At 71.7% G+C, this 17,097-nt stretch carries 12 protein-coding genes and 1 pseudogene; 8 read left to right on the forward strand and 5 right to left on the reverse strand.

Annotated features, from left to right (window positions below; all coding sequences use genetic code 11):
- The first annotated feature begins 49 nt into the window (after positions 1-49).
- The 3 genes from H5J30_RS00705 (at position 50) to H5J30_RS00715 (ending at position 3,664) form a co-directional block, all read left to right on the forward strand.
- Complete coding sequence (locus tag H5J30_RS00705) at positions 50-1,447, forward strand: MFS transporter (protein ID WP_181785172.1); 1,398 nt, start codon at positions 50-52, stop codon at positions 1,445-1,447.
- Entirely contained in the window at positions 1,444-2,616 is a 1,173-nt protein-coding gene (locus H5J30_RS00710; RefSeq protein ID WP_181785173.1) for an FAD-dependent monooxygenase, read from the forward strand. The genes H5J30_RS00705 and H5J30_RS00710 overlap by 4 nt, the downstream gene beginning before the upstream one ends.
- Positions 2,617-2,848: 232 nt before the next feature.
- The gene (locus H5J30_RS00715) at positions 2,849-3,664 is read left to right on the forward strand and encodes an endonuclease I family protein (RefSeq protein WP_181785174.1); all 816 of its coding nucleotides are present in this window, start codon (positions 2,849-2,851) and stop codon (positions 3,662-3,664) included.
- A gap of 208 nt (positions 3,665-3,872) precedes the next feature.
- On the opposite strand, the gene H5J30_RS00720 is transcribed toward H5J30_RS00715, so the two are convergent.
- Both H5J30_RS00720 and H5J30_RS00725 read right to left on the reverse strand, forming a co-directional pair.
- The gene (locus tag H5J30_RS00720; protein WP_181785195.1) at positions 3,873-5,123 is read right to left on the reverse strand and encodes a PP2C family protein-serine/threonine phosphatase; all 1,251 of its coding nucleotides are present in this window, start codon (positions 5,121-5,123) and stop codon (positions 3,873-3,875) included.
- Between the two features lie 249 nt (positions 5,124-5,372).
- Positions 5,373-6,959, reverse strand: a pseudogene (locus tag H5J30_RS00725) (alpha/beta hydrolase); the annotation flags it as partial.
- A gap of 279 nt (positions 6,960-7,238) precedes the next feature.
- Between H5J30_RS00725 and H5J30_RS00730 the strand changes: the two are divergent.
- Positions 7,239-8,666 carry a hypothetical protein gene (locus H5J30_RS00730; RefSeq protein ID WP_181785175.1) on the forward strand — a complete coding sequence of 476 codons (1,428 nt, stop codon included), beginning with the start codon at positions 7,239-7,241 and terminating at the stop codon, positions 8,664-8,666.
- 231 nt (positions 8,667-8,897) lie between these two features.
- Here H5J30_RS00730 and H5J30_RS37330 read toward each other — a convergent pair whose 3' ends face one another.
- Positions 8,898-11,294: a FlgD immunoglobulin-like domain containing protein gene (locus H5J30_RS37330; protein ID WP_181785176.1), complete on the reverse strand. Its 2,397-nt coding sequence runs from the start codon at positions 11,292-11,294 to the stop codon at positions 8,898-8,900.
- Between the two features lie 298 nt (positions 11,295-11,592).
- Here H5J30_RS37330 and H5J30_RS00740 point away from each other — a divergent pair, with 298 nt between their 5' ends.
- Positions 11,593-12,141: a hypothetical protein gene (locus tag H5J30_RS00740; RefSeq protein ID WP_181785177.1), complete on the forward strand. Its 549-nt coding sequence runs from the start codon at positions 11,593-11,595 to the stop codon at positions 12,139-12,141.
- Between the two features lie 67 nt (positions 12,142-12,208).
- On the opposite strand, the gene H5J30_RS00745 is transcribed toward H5J30_RS00740, so the two are convergent.
- Both H5J30_RS00745 and H5J30_RS00750 read right to left on the reverse strand, forming a co-directional pair.
- Complete coding sequence (locus tag H5J30_RS00745) at positions 12,209-12,619, reverse strand: VOC family protein (protein ID WP_181785178.1); 411 nt, start codon at positions 12,617-12,619, stop codon at positions 12,209-12,211.
- Between the two features lie 212 nt (positions 12,620-12,831).
- Positions 12,832-13,353 carry a MarR family winged helix-turn-helix transcriptional regulator gene (locus tag H5J30_RS00750; protein WP_181785179.1) on the reverse strand — a complete coding sequence of 174 codons (522 nt, stop codon included), beginning with the start codon at positions 13,351-13,353 and terminating at the stop codon, positions 12,832-12,834.
- 60 nt (positions 13,354-13,413) lie between these two features.
- Here H5J30_RS00750 and H5J30_RS00755 point away from each other — a divergent pair, with 60 nt between their 5' ends.
- From H5J30_RS00755 to H5J30_RS00765, 3 genes are all read left to right on the forward strand, one after another.
- Positions 13,414-14,373 (forward strand): EamA family transporter, encoded by a 960-nt coding sequence (locus H5J30_RS00755; protein ID WP_181785196.1) that lies wholly within the window; start codon positions 13,414-13,416, stop codon positions 14,371-14,373.
- A 405-nt stretch (positions 14,374-14,778) separates the two neighbouring features.
- On the forward strand, positions 14,779-16,248 hold the full coding sequence (locus H5J30_RS00760; protein ID WP_181785180.1) for an MFS transporter: 1,470 nt from the start codon (positions 14,779-14,781) through the stop codon (positions 16,246-16,248).
- 4 nt (positions 16,249-16,252) lie between these two features.
- Entirely contained in the window at positions 16,253-16,819 is a 567-nt protein-coding gene (locus H5J30_RS00765; protein WP_181785181.1) for a TetR/AcrR family transcriptional regulator, read from the forward strand.
- Positions 16,820-17,097: the final 278 nt, after the last annotated feature.

The raw sequence follows: 17,097 nt of genomic DNA on the forward strand, positions 1-17,097 counted from the left end.
CCTCACCGGCCCGTAACCCCCCGAACGCCTCGGCTCGGAAAGGACGCTCATGACCTCAACCCTGGCTCCCCCGGTCCCCATCGGAAAGGCCGCCGTCGGAGCACTCGGCATGCTGGCCGTCGCCACCGGCGCCCTGGAGTCGGTGGTGACGCCGACGCTCCCGCTCCTCCAACGCGAGCTGCATCTGAGCCCGGCGGAAGGCGCGCTGCTCAGCGTCGCGCTCCTCATCACCGGCGCGCTCACCACCCCGATCGCCGGCAAGTTCGGCGACCGCTACGGCGGGAAGCGGGTCCTGATCCGGCTGATGGCGGTGGTCTCGGTGGGCGGCCTGGTGTCCGCCGTGGCGCCGAACCTGCCGGTGCTGCTGCTCGGCCAGGTGCTCCAGGGCGCGATGGTGGGCGCGCTGCCGCTGTCGTTCATCGTCGTACGCGCCCACTTGCCCGCCGGCGAGTCGAAGGTGGCCATCGGGGTCGTCAGCGGACTGTTCGTCGGGGGCGGGATGGCGGGCACGCTGGCGGCCGGGCCGGTGGCTGAAGAGCTGTCCCGGCACTGGATGTTCGCGCTGCCGACCTTCGCGGTCATCGGGTCGACGCTGCTGGTGCACAGGCTGATGCCGTCCGACGGGCCCGGCCGGTCCGACGACCGCGGGTTCGACTGGCCGGGCCTGCTGCTGCTGAGCGGCGCGCTGGGCACGCTCATGGCCATCCTCGCCAAGGTGCCCGAACTCCGCTCGCGGCCCGTGGTGCTCGCGGCCCTCGTCGCGGCACTGGCCGCCTTCACGATCGGCTGGACGGCCGTCGAGCGCCGCGCGTCCGCGCCGATGATCGACCTGCGCATGCTGGCACGCCCGGAGATATGGAAGGCGTGCGTGCTGACGTTCCTGATCTGCGTCGGGACCTCGGTGTCGGTCTTCCTCGTACCGCAGTTGCTCGCGCTGCCCAAGGAGGCGTACGGGTTCGGGGCCGGCGCCACCGCGATCGGTTTCCTCCTGCTGCCGGGCGCCGTGGCCGCGTCGCTGGCCGGGCCGCTCGGCGGGCTCGGGACGCGGCGGTTCGGCTCGCGCGCGGTCGTCAGCACCGGTGCCGTCATGCTCGCCGTCCCGCTGTTCGCCCTGGCGGCCGTGCACGGCGAGGTCTGGCACGTCGTCGCCGGCAAGGCGCTGATCGCGCTCGCCAACGGCCTGTGCGTCACGGCGATGATGACGAGCACCGCCACGTCCGTCGAGCAGCGCGACACCGGCATCGCCAGCAGCCTGATCCTCGTCACCCGGGTGGTCGGCTTCGCCGTGGGCGCGCAGCTCGCCGGCGCCCTCCTCACCGCCGGGACGCCCGCGGGCGGGCAGATCCCGGCCGAGTCCTCCTTCGTCACCGGCTTCGTCATAGCCGGCGCCGTCACGGCGCTGTCCCTGCTGGTCACGCGCACCATGAGCAAAGGAGCCAAGGAATGAGCCCGACCCCCACCCGCGTCCTGATCTCCGGGGCCAGCATCGCGGGCCCCGCCCTCGCGTACTGGCTCAACCGCCGCGGCTACGCGGTCACCGTGGTGGAGAAGGCCGGCACCCTCCGCGCCGGCGGCTACCCCATCGACGTACGCGGCACCGCTTTGGAGGTCGTCCGCAGGATCGGCATACTCCCCCGCCTGCGCGACGCCCACATCGACCTGCGCCGGCTGACGTTCCTCGCCGGCGACGGCAGCGAGGTGGCCGCGGTCCACCCGCACGCGGTCACCGGCGGCGTCGCGGGCCACGACCTGGAGGTACGGCGCGGGGACCTGACCGACGCCCTGTACGCGGCGGTCCGCGACGACGTGGAGTTCGTCTTCGACGACTCGGTCGACACCCTGGAGCAGACCGGCCACGGGGTCGACGTCGCCTTCCGCGGGGGCGGGCGGCGTACGTACGACATGGTGTTCGGCGCCGACGGGATGCACTCCCGCACCCGGGAACTGCTCTTCGGCCCCGAGGAGCAGTTCCACCGCTACCTCGGCTACTGCTTCGCCGTCTTCACCGTGCCCAACACCTTCGGGCTCGCCCACGAGACCGTCATGTGGAACACCCCCGGCAGAGCCGCGGCACTCTACGCCACCGGCCCCGACGACGACGTCCACGCCTTCCTGAACTTCGCCCGCCCCACCCCGCCGTTCGCCGCCTTCCCGGACCCGCGGGCCCAACGGCACCTGGTCGCCGAGGTCTTCGCCGACGCGGGCTGGGAGGTCCCGGGCATGCTGACCGCGATGCACGAGGCGGACGACGTGTTCTTCGACGCGGTCGCCCAGATCCGCATGCCCCGCTGGACCAGCGGCAGAGCCGCCGTACTCGGCGACGCCGCGTACGCCCCCTCGTTCCTCACCGGCCAGGGCACCAGCCTCGCCCTCGTCGGCGCGTACATGCTCGCCGCCTCGCTGGCCGGCCGGGACCGCACCGGGGGCTTCGCCGCGTACGAACACGACACCCGCGACTTCGTCACCCAGAACCAGAACCTGGTCGGCAAGGGCGGCGCCACCCTCTTCCCGACCACCCCGGAGGCCCTGCACGCCCGCAACACCAGACTCCGCACCCTCACCACCCTCCCCGCCCCCCACCCCCGCCCGGCCCACACGGCCCTCACCCTGCCCTGACTCCGCTCGGTTCACGCGCCGTTGCCCGAGCGGAAGAAGCCCCGGTCGCCCCCAGGGGGGCGACCGGGGCCCACCGGAGACCAGGTCTACGCGCGGCCACCTGCGGGTGCGTACTTGAAGCCAACTGCCCGTGCTGTCACGCTCGTTGGAGGTCCGGCACCCGGCCGGCCCATGTGCCGTGCCCCCCACACCCGGCAGCGGCAGGTGTCAACTCCCGGAGAGAGGTACTCCCGTGGACACGTCCCGAATACCGCGCGCCACGCTGATCTCCGCCGTGGCTCTGGCCGCGGCGGCCACCGGTACGCTGCCCTCCCTCGCGGCAACGCCCGCCGGACCCGCAACGTCCTCCGTCGTCGCGTACGACGACACGTACTACAAGGACGCGCTCGGCAAGGAGGGCGACGAGCTCAAGAGCGCCCTGCACACCATCATCAGCGACCAGACCAAGATCTCGTACAGCCAGGTCTGGGACGCACTCATGGCGACGGACGAGGACCCGGAGAACCCGGCCAACGTCATCCTCCTCTACAGCGGTGACTCGCAGAGCAAGGACTCCAACGGCGGCAACGCCGACGACTGGAACCGCGAGCACGTCTGGGCCAAGAGCCACGGCGACTTCGGTACGTCGACCGGTCCGGGCACCGATGTGCACCACCTGCGCCCCACCGACGTGACGGTCAACAGCACCCGCGGGAACAAGGACTTCGACTACGGCGGCAGCCCGGTCGACCAGGCCCCGGGGAGCTTCAGCGACGACGACTCCTTCGAGCCCCGCGACGAGGTCAAGGGCGACGTCGCCCGCATGATCCTCTACATGGCCGTTCGCTACGACGGCGGCGACGGCTTCGCCGACCTGGAGCCCAACGACCAGGTCGACAACGGCTCGTCGCCGGCCATCGGCAAGCTCTCGGTCCTCAAGGAGTGGAACGCCGAGGACCCGCCGAGCGACTTCGAGCGGAACCGCAACCAGGTGATCTTCGACCAGATCCAGCACAACCGGAACCCGTTCATCGACCACCCGGAGTGGGTCGACTCGATCTGGCCCTAACGCAGGAGGCCGCGGACGCGGGCGGCCAGGGCCCCGGACTCAGGGGCGGACACGACCTTTCCGCAGTCGCGCGCGCCGGCAGGATCACCTGCATCGTCCCGATGATCCTGCCGGCCGCGCGCGTGGCCGTAGATACGCCGCCAAGGCTCACACCACGGCCTGACGCCCAGAGCCTCGGTGCCCGCCGCGGGACGGTTGCGCTCGTGCACTACAGGCGGACGATGATCAGGGCGATGTCGTCGCGGGCTCCGCCGGCTACGCCGAGGCGGGCGAGCAGGGAGTCGGCGAGGCGTTCGGTGGCGGCGGTGCTGTAGCGGGCGAGTGTGTCTGTCAGCCGGTGCAGGCCGGCGTCGATGTCTTCGCCGCGTCGCTCGATGAGCCCGTCCGTGTACAGGACGAGCGTGTCGCCGGTGCGGTAGGGCAGGCTGGCGTGGGGGCGCGGGATGTGCCGGGGGCGTGTGCCCAGCGGGGGGTCGGTGGACTTGTCCAGCAGATCGCAGGTGCCGTCGGGGTGCAGCAGGACCGGCGGGAGGTGGCCGGCGCTGCTGTAGGTGATCCGGCGGCGTTCGGGGTCGATGACGGCCTTGACGGCGGTGGTGGCCAGCGCCCCTTCGACGGCGTAGGAGTAGAGGTCCAGGAGATCCAGCGCCTTTCCGGGCTCGCGCAGTGCCCGGACCCCGGCGGACAGTGCGCTGCGCAGCATGCCCATGGTGGCCGCGGCTTGAAGGCCGTGCCCCACGACGTCGCCGACGGCGACGGCGAAGCCGTTGTCCGGGAGGTCGATCACGTCGTACCAGTCGCCGCACACGTTCAGGGAGCCGGAGGCGGGCAGGTAGCGCACCGTGATGTGCTGGTGGTGCGCCAGGTCCGGCGAGCGGAGCATGGTCTCCTGCAGGGTCACGGCGACCTGCCGTTCCCTGGCGTGGGCACGGCGCAGTTCCTCGTTGAGCCGCTGCAGCTCTCGCGCCCGCACGTACAGCTCGGCGTCCATCGCCTCCCGTTCGCCGAGGGCGCGGTCCCGGTCGTCGTTGTCGTCCGGCTGAGCTGCGCGGGCCAGGATGAACGGGGTCACGTCCTCGACCCGGTGGATGATCCACGCGACCTGTCCGTCCGGCCCGAGGACGGGGGTGTTGATCGGAGACCACCACCGCTCCTCGAACGTTCCCGGCCGGCCCGGGCGGGGGATGTCGTACTTCGTCAGCGCCATGGTGTCCGGCGTCTTCGTGCGCAGGATCCGGTGCAGCGAGGCGTCCAGGTCCTGCATCCCGGTGGCGTGCGGGTCCGCCGGATTGCTGGGGAAGGCGTCGAACATGTACTGGCCGATCAGGTCTGCCCGGGTCCGGCCCGTCGCCTGCAGGTACGCCTCGTTGACATCGACGATCACCAGATCCGGGCCCAGTACCAGGTTCGGATTGGGCGCGGCCATGAACAGCGCTTTGTAGTCGATCTGCGAGGTCACAGGCCCGTACCAGCCCTTTCCACCCGTAGAGTGCCCGCCAGCCACCTGCCGCCAATCTAGACGGGGCGCGCTGATCGCTCCCGCCGTGATCCGCCAACCGGACGTGACCGGCGACGCGGCCACCGGCTCCCCGGCACCGGCCGCGACCTGCTGGTGGGAGCCGAGTGGGTCGAGGATGGAGCTCCTGGACATCAGAGACCCGGCCGTCGACAACGGCTGTCGGTTCCGGCCCTGGGGGCACACGGCTGCGTCAGCGGGGGGCGTGCCGTCGAGCAGGTAGGTGTCGACGGCCTTGGTGACGCAGCGGTTGTAGAGGTAGGACCCGTGGCCCTCCTCCTGCGCGGTCAGCAGGACACCGACGTTCTCGCCCAGCTCCCTGGCCATGCGCTCGGCGCCCACGTACGGCGTCGTCGGGTCACCGGTGCCGGCCACGACGAGGATGGGGGCGGCGCCGTCCGCGCTGACGTCGAGCGTGGCGCGTTCCCCTTCGAAGGGCCAGTCGTAGCAGAGGTAGACGCCCCCGGACGAGGCCCTGCCGAAGACGGGGGAGGCTGCCTCGATCCGGTCGTTCATTTCCTCGGTCCGGCCGGATCCGGGACGCACGTTGGAGTCGGCGCAGGTGATTGCGACGTAGGCGGACGTGCCGTTGCCGCCGGAGGCTGTGCCGCCGGCGGCGGCGCCGGCCCCGGCCCGGGTTCGGGAGCCCGGTGCGTGGTCGTACGCCTCCTCCATCAGTTTGCGGCCGGTGCCCCGCTCCATGACCTCGGTGAGCGCCTTCGCCAGCGGTCGGCGGCCGTCTTCGCCCCGGTCCAGGTAGTTCGCGATGGCGCGAGCGGCGAGGTCTCCGTCGAGCTTCTCCCCGCCGCCGGTGGGCGCGGGCGCCCTGTCAAGCCGGTCCAGCAGCGCGACGACCCGCCGACCGGCCTGGGCGGGGACACTCCCGGTGGGGCAGTCGTCGTAGGCGTCCGCACAGTGTTCGGCGAAGCGGTCGAAGGCACGCTGGACGGCCCTGACCTGGCTGAGTTCCTCTTGCTGGCGGTCCAGGGTCGGGTCGACTGGGGCTTCGAGCACAAGGCGGCCCACGTTCTCGGGGAAGAGATGGGCGTAGACACCGCCCAGCGCGGTGCCGTAGGAGACACCGAAGAAGTGCAGCTTCTCGTCGCCGAGGAGGTAGCGCATCAGGTCCAGGTCGCGGGCCGTGTGCGAGGTGCCGACGTACGGCAGTAGCCGGCCGGAGTGCTTCTCGCAGGCTTCGCTTCCCTCGAACGACTCCTTCCCGCAGCTGACGGGAGCGGTCCCGCCCACGCCGCGTGGATCGAAGCTGACCAGGTCGTAGCGCTCGCGCAGCGGGGCGTAATCATCGGCGTACCGGGGAAGTCCCACGACCCCGGACCGGCCGGGACCGCCGAAGTTGAACAGGAGGGATCCGATCCGCTGCTTCTCCGGTCCGGTGGCCCTTTGCCGGATCATCGCGACGTCGATCGTGTCGCGACCGGGCCGACGGTAGTCCAGCGGGGCCTTCATCGTGGCGCACTCCCAGCCCTCGCCCGGTGCGTCACCGCTTCCCTGCGCCTCGGACGGCGGCGGGCAGGCCGACCAGTCGAGCCGCTGGCCGGCGGTGAAGGCCGCGGGAAGCCCGGGCGGCGGGTTCGCAGCCTTGCGCTCGACCCGGCGGCTCGCTTCACCCCCCTTCGACGACCCGGACGAGTCCGAGCCCTCGACGAGGTCGCACCCGGCCCCCGCGACCACGAAGACGGCGGCGAGCAGAACCGCCGCGGCCCGCCTCGCTCCGGCGAATCGGGCCGGCCGCCCCGAGATCCAGCCCCGCGTACGCATCCGCGACCCCCTGCCCCCGCAACACCATGCCGCACAGGCAGCAGGATCGGCCCGTCGCCTAGCGGGACCCGGCCACCTCCGCGCTACACTTCCGAGCAGATTGGGCTGATTTGTCCATATCTGCCCTCAAGTCCATCACCGACATTACATCCCATAGGGTGCTGAATGACCCTACGTCCTGTAGGGGATAGCTGGATGACCGCCGTGACGCCGAGCATTATCCGGGCAACCCTAGTCCGCCGAGGAGCAGCGCCGAGTAGCAGGCTCCTCCCGGCGACGGTGGCGGTGACGTTCGCGCTGGCACAGCTGGCCCTCGTACGCCCGGGGATGGGGCTCGGCTGGGACGAGTCGGTGTACGTCAGCCAGATCAGCGGGCACGCCCCGGCGGCGTTCTTCAGCGCCCCGCGCGCTCGCGGCATCTCGCTGTTGGTGGCGCCGATCGCGGCCTGGTCGTCGTCGACTCCGCTGCTGCGCGTCTACCTCGCCGTCCTGTCCGGCATCGGGCTGTGGCTGGCCCTGCGCGCCTGGCGGGGTCTGCTCCCCGCGAAGGTGGTCGCGCTGGGCGGTGCCCTCTTCGCCTCCCTGTGGGTGACGCTCTTCTACGGCCCGCAGGCCATGCCCAACTACTGGGTGGCGATCGGGGCGCTGGCCGGTGTCGGCTGCTTCCTGCGCGCCCAGGCGGACCGGGCCCGGCGCGCTCCGGTGTGGGGGCTCGCGGCGGCCGGGGCGCTGATGGCGTTGATGAGGCCGATGGACGCGGCGTGGGTGGGTCTGCCGCTGCTCTTGGCACCGCTCGTCGTCCGCCAATGGCGGTACGGCCGGCTGCCGGTCGCCCTCGCGGCGGGGCTCGCGGCCGGTGCGGCCGCATGGGTGATCGAGGCGTACACCGGTTACGGCGGCCTGGGCCGGCGGCTCCACGACGCCTCGCTCATCCAGGGCAGGCTGAGCTGGAACGTCGCCGTCGACGACCAGATGCGCAGTCAGAACGGGCGCACTCTGTGCCGGCCGTGCACGGGTGGGATGCCGAATCCGGTGGTGTTCGCCTGGTGGTTCGTCTTTTCCGTGCTGGCCGCGGTCGGGCTCGCGGTGGCGGTCCGGGCACGGCGCGCGGCCGGGGCCGCCGCGTTGCCGCTTGCCTGCGCGGCGGCGGCCGCGTTCCCGTACCTGTTCCTCATCGGCTATGCCGCTCCCCGGTTCCTGCTGCCGGCGTACGCTCTGCTGGCGATTCCGGCCGCCTACGGCCTCGTCCTCCTGGTACAGGCAACCCCGAGCCATGCCTGGCGGGCGACTGCGGTGACGCTGGCCGCCGTCGTTCTCGCCGGGCACCTGGTGGTGCAGCTGACCGTGCTGCACCAACTCGTCGATCGCACCACCGAAAGCCACCGCGACTGGGCCCGGACCGCCGGCGCGCTGAACCGCGCGGGAGTCCGGCCGCCGTGCGTGCTCACCGGAGACGAGGCGATCGCACCGCACATCCCGATCGCCTTCAGCGCCGCTTGCTCATCGGCCGACACCGACGGCCACAACGGCAACACCACTGCGGCGGCGCTGGCTCGTGAGGCGGGCCGGATCCCGGTAGCGGTGCTCACGACCCGTACGGCGCCGCCGGCCTTCGCCCGGGACTGGCGGCTGATCCACGTCCACCGGCAGATCTACGCGTACGTCGGCCCGGCGGTCCAGAGGTTGAGCAGGGCCGGGAGCGCTTGATCGAGCGGACGGGCAGGGGGCGATGAGCACCATGCTGATGCCGCCGGGGGTGCCGGCCTCCGGTGGCGGCCTGCGCAGTCGCGCTCCGTTCCGCGACGTCTGATGCGCCGCAGCGGGAGCCGTGTCCGGCCGCCGCCGGGCAGGCGGCCCAAATGGTCTTTGACCGGGCACGCTGGCCCCTCCGCGGGGCCGGAGGGGCCAGGTGGCGGTGTTTGCTCGGGCGGCGGCGGTCTACCGGGTGTGCTTGTTCGTGGTTGGGGCGTTGGTGAGTTCCATCGTGCCCGTGGTCTTCAGCGGCGCGCCGCTGCCGTCCGCTGGGGCGGCGGTCAGTTCCCAGGTGTAAGTGCCGTCGTTGGCGTAGCGGCCGTTGCCGGTTCGGCCGTCCCAGGAGAAGGCGACGGCGGCGGCGTGTTCGTCGGCGGGGGCGGTGAATACCGTACGGCCGGATTCGTTGCGGATCGTCACCTGGCTGTCGGTGGCCGGCTTGGAGAGTTGCCAGTCGGCGTCCCACCTGGGGTCGGCCGGCGACGCCAGGTTCACCGACTGCTCGACGCGCGCCTCGATCTCCGTCACCGGGGCAGTGGCGACACCCGGGTCGACGACGGTGATCCGGGCGTCGTCCTCCTTGGCGTAGGCGAGGGTGCCGCCGAAGCGGTCGGTCTCCACGAGGGGGCCGCTGTACCGGGACGCGAAGCTCTCGACGACGTACGGGTTCCCCCCGATCGGGGTGAGGAGGAGGCGGAGGCGTTCGCGTTGGTACGCGAGCACGTAGCCGTCGCCGAGGATGCCCCGCGGGGTGTACGTCGTCCGCCGGGTCTGCGTGTCGTAGACGCCGTGGCCGGAGTCGGTGATCCCCCGGGGGTCGCAGTCCCAGTACACCCAGTGCCCCACGGCCTGCATCTCCCTGGGCGCACAGCCGTTGTGGGTGAACGGCTCCGTCTCCGCCACCTCGCCGGTCTTCAGGTCGACCGCCTGGAGCGTGCCCTCCGTGACCCCGGGCATCCACAGCTCGGTGCCCCACACCGCGAGCCCGCCCAGGCCCCGGTGGACGCGGATCACCTCCGGTCCGCCGGAGGCGTCCAGGTCGACGACGTACTGCCGGTCGTCCGTGCCGCTCCCGCTCCCGCCGAACACCACGTAGCGGCCGGAGGCCGAGCGGACCACCGAGTAGTGATCGGAGCCGGTCGGCATCTTCTCGCCGGTCTCCGGGTCCACGGCCGGTACGACCGTCCGTGTGCCGTCCGGCGCCAGCACGACCAATACCTGGTCGCCGTTCGCGTCGAGGGTGGCGACGGCGGTACGGCCGTCGCCGGTGCCGACCGGGCGCCGGTTCTGGTAGACGCGCTGCTCCGTGTAGCCGGTGGCCTGCGCGTCCGGGCGGGCGAGCAGAGACCGCTCGCCCACCGACGGGATCGCGCCGATGTCCCGCTGGTAGAGAGCAGGCAGGTACGTGGCGTCGTTCTCGGCCGTGACGAGCTGTCCGGCCGTGAGCGACAGGTTGGTGAGATCGGCCTGCTTGGGCGCCACCGCACGCACCGCCCGCGGCGCGGGCGCCCCGTCGTCGCCGATGTGGACGCGGTGTACGGCCCAGTCCCGGGACGAGGTGCCGCCGGTGACGGCAACGCCGCCGCCCGGGACCTGCGCCATCCGCCAGCGGGCGTGCTCCAGCAGCCTCTCCGGCTCACCGCCGCCGATCGGCCGGGCCGTGAGGGGCGCGCCCTCGCGGACGCGGAGGTCGTCCGCGTGCTGCTTGAACTCACGCGTGGTCAGCAGCCAGTCGCCGACGAGCCCGAGGTGCGGGGTGCCCTCGTCGTCCGGGCCGAGTTCGATCTCGGTGGCGGCCGCTTGCGGGGTGGCGCGGGGCAGTACGCGGGCCGCGGTGTTGCCGCCTTCGGGCGCGTACCAGGCGATGTGCGTGTCCGAGAACACGAGTTCGGCGTTCGCGCCGGTCGCGCCCGGCAGCACCGGGACGACCTCGGCGGTCGCCAGGTCCAGCAGCCCGACGCCGCGGGTGCCGTCGGGGTGCGCGTACCAGATCGCGACCGTGCGGTCGTCGCCGCCGAGCGTCATGCCGTCTTCCGCGACCCAGCCGTTGAGGCCGGTGACCGGGGTGTCGACGAGCTGCCCGTCCGCCATGCGCAGGACGTGCAGGACGCTGCGCCTGCCATCCGCGTCCTTGGTGGCGGTGAGCACCGTGGAGCCGAAGACGCCCCGGTAGAAGTGGCCTGCCGGCAGCGTGTACGTGGTGGTGGTGCCGGACTCCATGTCCTTCACCTGCACCTTGCTCGGGAAGCTGTAGATCGCGACGGCGTTCCCGCTGGTGACGGAGATGTGGTCGCTTCCGTCGATCGGGTTGGAGTCATCGCTCGGGCGCGAGGCGGGCAGGTCGACCGGCGTACCGTCGTCCGGGACCCACCGGTAGTAGCTGAGCGCGCTCGCGTCCGCGACCTCCGTGCGCTCCACGACGCCGCCGGGCCCGGCCCCGTACAGCGGATTGGCGACCGGCGCGAAGCGGTCGGGCGCCGGGATCGTCACCGGGACGGGTTCGGCATGGGCGGCGGTCATGAGCGACGGCAGGGTTCCGCCGGCGGCCGCCAGGGCCACCGCGGTGGCGAGTCCAGCTCGCACGATCGATCGTCTTCTGTTCGGCTTGCGGCGTGCGGCCACGCAGCACCTCCAAAAGGCGTCGGAAAGGCGGCTGTTCAGCGCGAATCCACAAGGAAGGACGCGGCACAGCCCCCGAGGAGGCGGCAACGTAACACCGCGGACCGCAGAATTCGAACGAACATGCATATGGGTCGTAGGCGGCTATTCCGGACATCCGTCCGGGGCGGCGCACTCACCTCGATGCGGGACCCCTCCCCGACGCGGGCCGCTATAACCCCGGAGAAGACCCTTCAGCCCTTCCGTGGAACGGAGTTCCCCCATGAGGCCGCGCGTACGCTCCAGCCGTGCCGGGTTGTCCACCCTCGCCGCCGTGATCGCGGTGGCGACGGCGGCCACCCTGGCCGGCTGCGGCTCGGACACCGACGACGCAGCGCAGTCCGACGGCGCCGACACCACGACAGTGTCGCCGTCACCCACGGACGAGGAGTCGGATTCGAAACCGGCCTCCCCCTCCCCCACCACCAAACCCGACCCCACGACCTCCGAGTTCACTCCCCTCGCCCCGAAGGACGCAGCGGACGGGACAGACGTCGACGCCTGCGCCGACAGCAAGTGTGAGGTCGCGGTGACCGCGGGCACCACCATTCCCTTCGATCCGGACATCGGCGGGGTGACCATCGCCGACGTCGGCAAGAGCCAGGTGACGCTCGCGATGACCTACCCCAGCGGCGGCAGCGGCTCCATCCAGACGGGAGTCGGACCGCAGGGCGGCAGCTTCGGCAACGTCAACACGACGATCATCGAGTTCGGAGTGCTCGGCATCAAGGACGGCACGGCGGTCGTGAGCTTCGCCCCCGAGGAGCCGTGACGCGCTGCTCCGGAGAAGCCCACACACCCACGGCTTGGTTGCGGACATCTCAATCTTCCGGCCGGGTCTACGCGGGCTCGATTCCCGCCACGGGGTCCTGTTCCGGATGCGTCCGGCGGGGGGCGAAGATCCGGAAGGTGTTGCCCTCCGGGTCACGGAAGACCACCCAGCGGATGCCCGTCTCCTCGTTGTCGCCGACGCGCTCCGCGCCCAGGGCCTCGACACGGTCGGCGTGCTGGGCCCAGTCCCGGCCGCCGTCGAAGTCGAGCATCAGGCGGTTGCCGCCCACGGGGAGTTCCCCGGGCGGCTGGTGGAACAGCCACGTCAGGGTGTTGTCGGCGAAGCCGATCGTCGCGAACGCGGCCGCCGCGCCCTCGTCGACCTCCCGCTCCAGCACGGCGGCCCAGAACCCCGCCAGCGCCGCGGCGTCCGCACAGTCGAAGGAGTACATGCCGACCCTCATGCTTGCGGGGCTCATATCCGGTACCTCTCCCGTCAGGTGATGATCTCCACCCGGTACCGACCAGCGCCCCCGGCAAAACTCATCGCTGACCGCAAGAGACCCGGCCTCAGCCGAGGTCCGCGTCGAGACGGTCGATGTCGGTGACCGTCACCTCCAGGCCCGCCGCACGGCGACCGTGATCCTGGAAGCGGACGTGGCCCGGTCCGGCGCCGAGGAGGGTGCGCAGCTCAAGTCCCGTCCAGCTGCTCCAGGCGGGCCAGCCACGTGGCCAGGAGGGTCTGCAGCTGGGCGGCCTCCTCGGGGGAGACTGCGTCGAGGAGGCCGCGCTCGTTGCGCATGTGGTCCGTGAAGGCCCGGTCGATCAGCTCGCGACCGGCCGAGGTGAGGGCAACCACGCGGCCGCGACCGTCGCTCGCCGAGCGGCGCCGGGTGACCAGCCCGTTGCGTTCCAGACGGTCGATCCGCTTGGTCATCGCGCCCGTTGTCACCATGGTGTGCGCAGCCAGTTCGCCGGGCGCCCGCTCGTACGGGTCCCCCGCCCGCCGCAAGGCCGCCAGCACGTCGAACTCGCCCTCGCTCAGCCCGTACTGGTCGTAGACGAGGCACAGCCGCCGGGTCAGCAGGGCACCCAGCCGGTGCAGCCGGCCGATCACCGCCTGCGGGGTGACGTCCAGGTCCGGGCGCTCCTGAGCCCACTCGGCCTGGATCCGGGCGACATGGTCCAGCGGCGCTGCGCTGTTCTCCTCCACAAGGGCCACGCTAGCGCACTAGCTTCGCAGGAAGATATATTTGCTTCCGTGGAAGCTACATTGCGCTGGTCGGTGATCACGGCGCTCGCACCGGTGGCGTGGGGCACCACGTACTACGTCACCGGGGAGTTCTTGCCGCCCGAACGACCGCTGTACGGCGCGGCGATACGGGCCCTGCCGGCCGGGCTGCTGCTGCTCGCCGTGCGCCGGGCACTGCCGCGCGGCTCCTGGTGGTGGCGGTCCCTGGTGCTCGGCGTGCTGAACATGGGAGGGTTCTTCGCCCTCGTCTACGTGGCCGCGCAGCGCCTGCCGACCAGCATGGCCTCGACCGTCATGGCCACCGCCCCACTGGTGATGACGGTGCTGGCCTGGCCCCTGGTCCGCGAGCCGCCGCGGGCACGACATCTGGCAGCGGCGGTGGCGGGCGCGGCCGGCGTGTGCATCATGCTGCTGACCGCGAGCGCGTCGATCGATCCCGTCGGCCTCCTCGCATCGGCGAGCGCCATGGCGATGTCCTCGTGCGGCTACCTCCTCGCCAAACGCTGGAGCGACGGCACCGACACCCTGGCCACGACGGCATGGCAACTCGTGGCAGGCGGCCTGATCCTGCTCCCGGCGGCCGCGGCCGTCGAGGGCCGGCCACCGGCGCTCGACGCTCCGGCACTGCTCGGTTTCGGCTACGTCGCCCTCGTCGCCACAGCGCTGGCCTTCGCCGCCTGGTTCGCCGGCCTGCGCCGGCTGCCGGCGGCGACCGTCGGCCTGGTCGGCCTGCTCAACCCGGTCACCGGCGTGCTACTGGGCACCGCAGTCGCGGGCGAGACGCTGACCGGACGCCAACTAGCGGGACTGGCACTGACCTTGGCGAGTGTGACCCTCGCCCGTCCCGCCACACGCCGAGCCGAGCGAGAGCGGCCGGCCGACGCACCGCGGGTCACCTCTGCATGCCCTCCGGGATCAAGGACAGCAGGCGGTCGGCGCGTGGCAGTTCGCCGTTGCCTGCGCGGGCGACCGCGGTGGTGAGCGCGAGCAGTTCGTCTGCCCGCAGGCCGGCGACGCATTACGGCCGACGGCTTGGACGTCGCTGAGCAGCGGTTGGGCCGCCGCGTGGATCGTGTTCGAGCGTCTGCTCGTCGGCGCCGGTCCGGTGTGCGGCGATGAACGCGTCCGCCGTTGCCCGTGAGGTGGTCGACGACCAGGCGCAGTCAGGGTTGTCCGCGCGTCGAACACCGGCTGGTTGGTGCAGGTTTCCCCGGCGGCCGCACGCAGTCGGCGCAACCAGCAGGTGGGCGGTCTCGTGGGTGCGGGAGCGCGACTTGGGGTTACCGATGAACTGGGTGCTTTGGTTCCGTATAGGTGAATTCCCATTCACCTGATACGGTGAATGGGAATTCACCGTATCGTGCCGAGTCGCCGGAGAGCGCGTAAATGACGGAACCCGCCCCGATACCCGGCCTGCGGGGTCGGTTCACCATCCCGTCACTGGCCTTCGGCGGGATCCTGATGGCGGTCATGCAGACCGTCGTCGTACCGCTCCTTCCGGACCTGCCAAGGCTTACCGGCGCCTCGGCGGGAACGGTGTCCTGGACGGTGACCGCGACACTGCTCGCCGGCGCCGTACTCACTCCGGTGCTCGGCCGGGCCGGCGACATGTACGGCAAGAAGCGGGTGCTCATCTCGGCGCTGGCGCTGATGACGGTCGGGTCGGTGATGTGCGCGGTCTCCTCCGATATCACCGTGATCATCACGGCCCGTGCGCTACAGGGTGCGGCGGCGGCCGTGGTACCGCTGTCGATCAGTATCCTGCGTGACGAACTGGCGCCGGAACGCCGCGGATCGGCCGTCGCGATGATGAGCTCCACCGTCGGGATCGGTGCCGCCCTCGGCCTGCCGCTGGCTGCCCTGGTGATCCAGTACGCCGACTGGCATGTGATGTTCTGGCTGACCAGCGCCCTGGGCGCGCTGGGGGTCGCAGCCGTCGCCTGGGCGGTACGGGAGTCGCCGGTCCGCGAGCCGGGCCGCTTCGACGTCGTCGGCACCCTGGGGCTCGCCGCTGGTCTGGTGTGCCTGCTGCTGGGCGTCTCCCAGGGCGGGCAGTGGGGCTGGACCAGCGGCCGCGTCCTCGTCCTCTTCCTCGGCGCCGTGGTGGTCCTGGCCCTGTGGTCGTGGCATCAGCTGCGCGCGAAGGCACCACTGGTGGATCTGCGACTCGCAGCACGGCCGCGGGTCGGCCTGCCGCATGTGACCGCCCTGCTCACCGGCTTCGCGTTCTACGCCAACACCCTGGTGACGGCCCAGTTGGTGCAGGCGCCGAAGGCCACCGGCTACGGGCTCGAACTGTCCATCGTCGCCACCGGCCTGTGCCTGCTGCCCGGCGGGATCACCATGCTCCTGTTCTCGCCTGTCTCCGCCCGGATCTCCGAGGCCCGCGGGCCGCGCGTCACCCTGGCGCTGGGCGCTGCCGTCATCGCCTGCGGCTATGCGGTGCGCATCGCCGACAGCCGCGATCTGTGGATGATCATTGCGGGTGCGACGGTGGTCTCGACCGGCACCACCCTGGCCTACTCGGCGCTCCCCACCCTGATCCTGCGCGCCGTCCCGGCGGAGCAGACGGCCTCCGCCAATGGCGTCAACGTTCTGATGCGCACGATCGGCCAGGCCACGTCCAGCGCCGCCGTCGCAGCCATCCTGGTACACCACACCAGTGAAGTGGGCGGTGCCCAGGTCGCCACGCTGCACGGTTACCTGCTGACATTCACCATGGCCGGCGCCATCGCCCTCGTGGCATGCGCCGCAGCCCTGGTCATCCCGCGCGACGCGGCGGTGGCCGAACCGCAGCGCCAGGCACGCCGCAGGGCCCCCGCCGTCGCCCCGGAGAGGACCGAGAAGGGAGCGTAAGGGCATGAGCACCCCCGCACCCGCCCCCCGGCGGGACGCCGAGACGAGCAAGCTCGCCATCCTCCGCGCGGCCCGGTACCTGCTGGCCCGGCGCCCGCACGCCGACATCACCCTGAAGGACGTTGCCGAACGCGCCGGGGTGAGCCCACCGCTGATCGTGAAGTACTTCGGCAACAAGAACGCCCTGTTCGCCGGAGTCATGTCCTTCGAAACCGACGCCAGTGCTCTGCTGGATGCCCCCCTCGGCGAGCTGGGTGCCCACATGGTCCGGCACATCCTCGAAGGCCAGCGCGAACGGGGTGTCGACCCGCTCCTGCGGATCGCTTTCGCTCCGCTGCACGGCCAGGACGGCGATGTCCTGCGGGTGAACTTCCGTACCCAGGTGGTGGATCATCTCGCCCTCCGCCTGGCCGGCCCCGACGCCGGGTTGCGTGCCGAACTGGCGGTGGCCCAGCTGGTGGGCCTGGGCGTGATGTACGGGATCGCGCGCGGCCCCGAGCTGCGCGCGAGGGCGATCGAGGACGTGGTGCGGCGCTTCGCCCCGACGGTACAGGTGCTGCTGACTCCATGACGCTGTCAGACAGGCAGCATTCCAGCCGCGCCAGCACAGCCCTGCCTCGCGCCCGTCGCCGGTCCTCCGCAAAACGCACGCGAGGTCCGGGCGTCGGGCAAGGATCTCCAGGCCGGGCCGCCGTTCGCCAAGACCGGCGGCGTCCGGCAGGTCGACCGCACCACGGTCACCTTGCGCAGTACTGTCACCGACCCTGACGGGGACCGGTCCACCACGTCCATGAGCCCGGCCCGCTCGGTGCACCACGCCTGACAGCCCGGCAGTTGGACGAGCTCCAC

The organism is Streptomyces phytophilus (genome assembly GCF_013870535.1).
Classification (GTDB): Bacteria; Actinomycetota; Actinomycetes; order Streptomycetales; family Streptomycetaceae; genus Streptomyces; species Streptomyces phytophilus.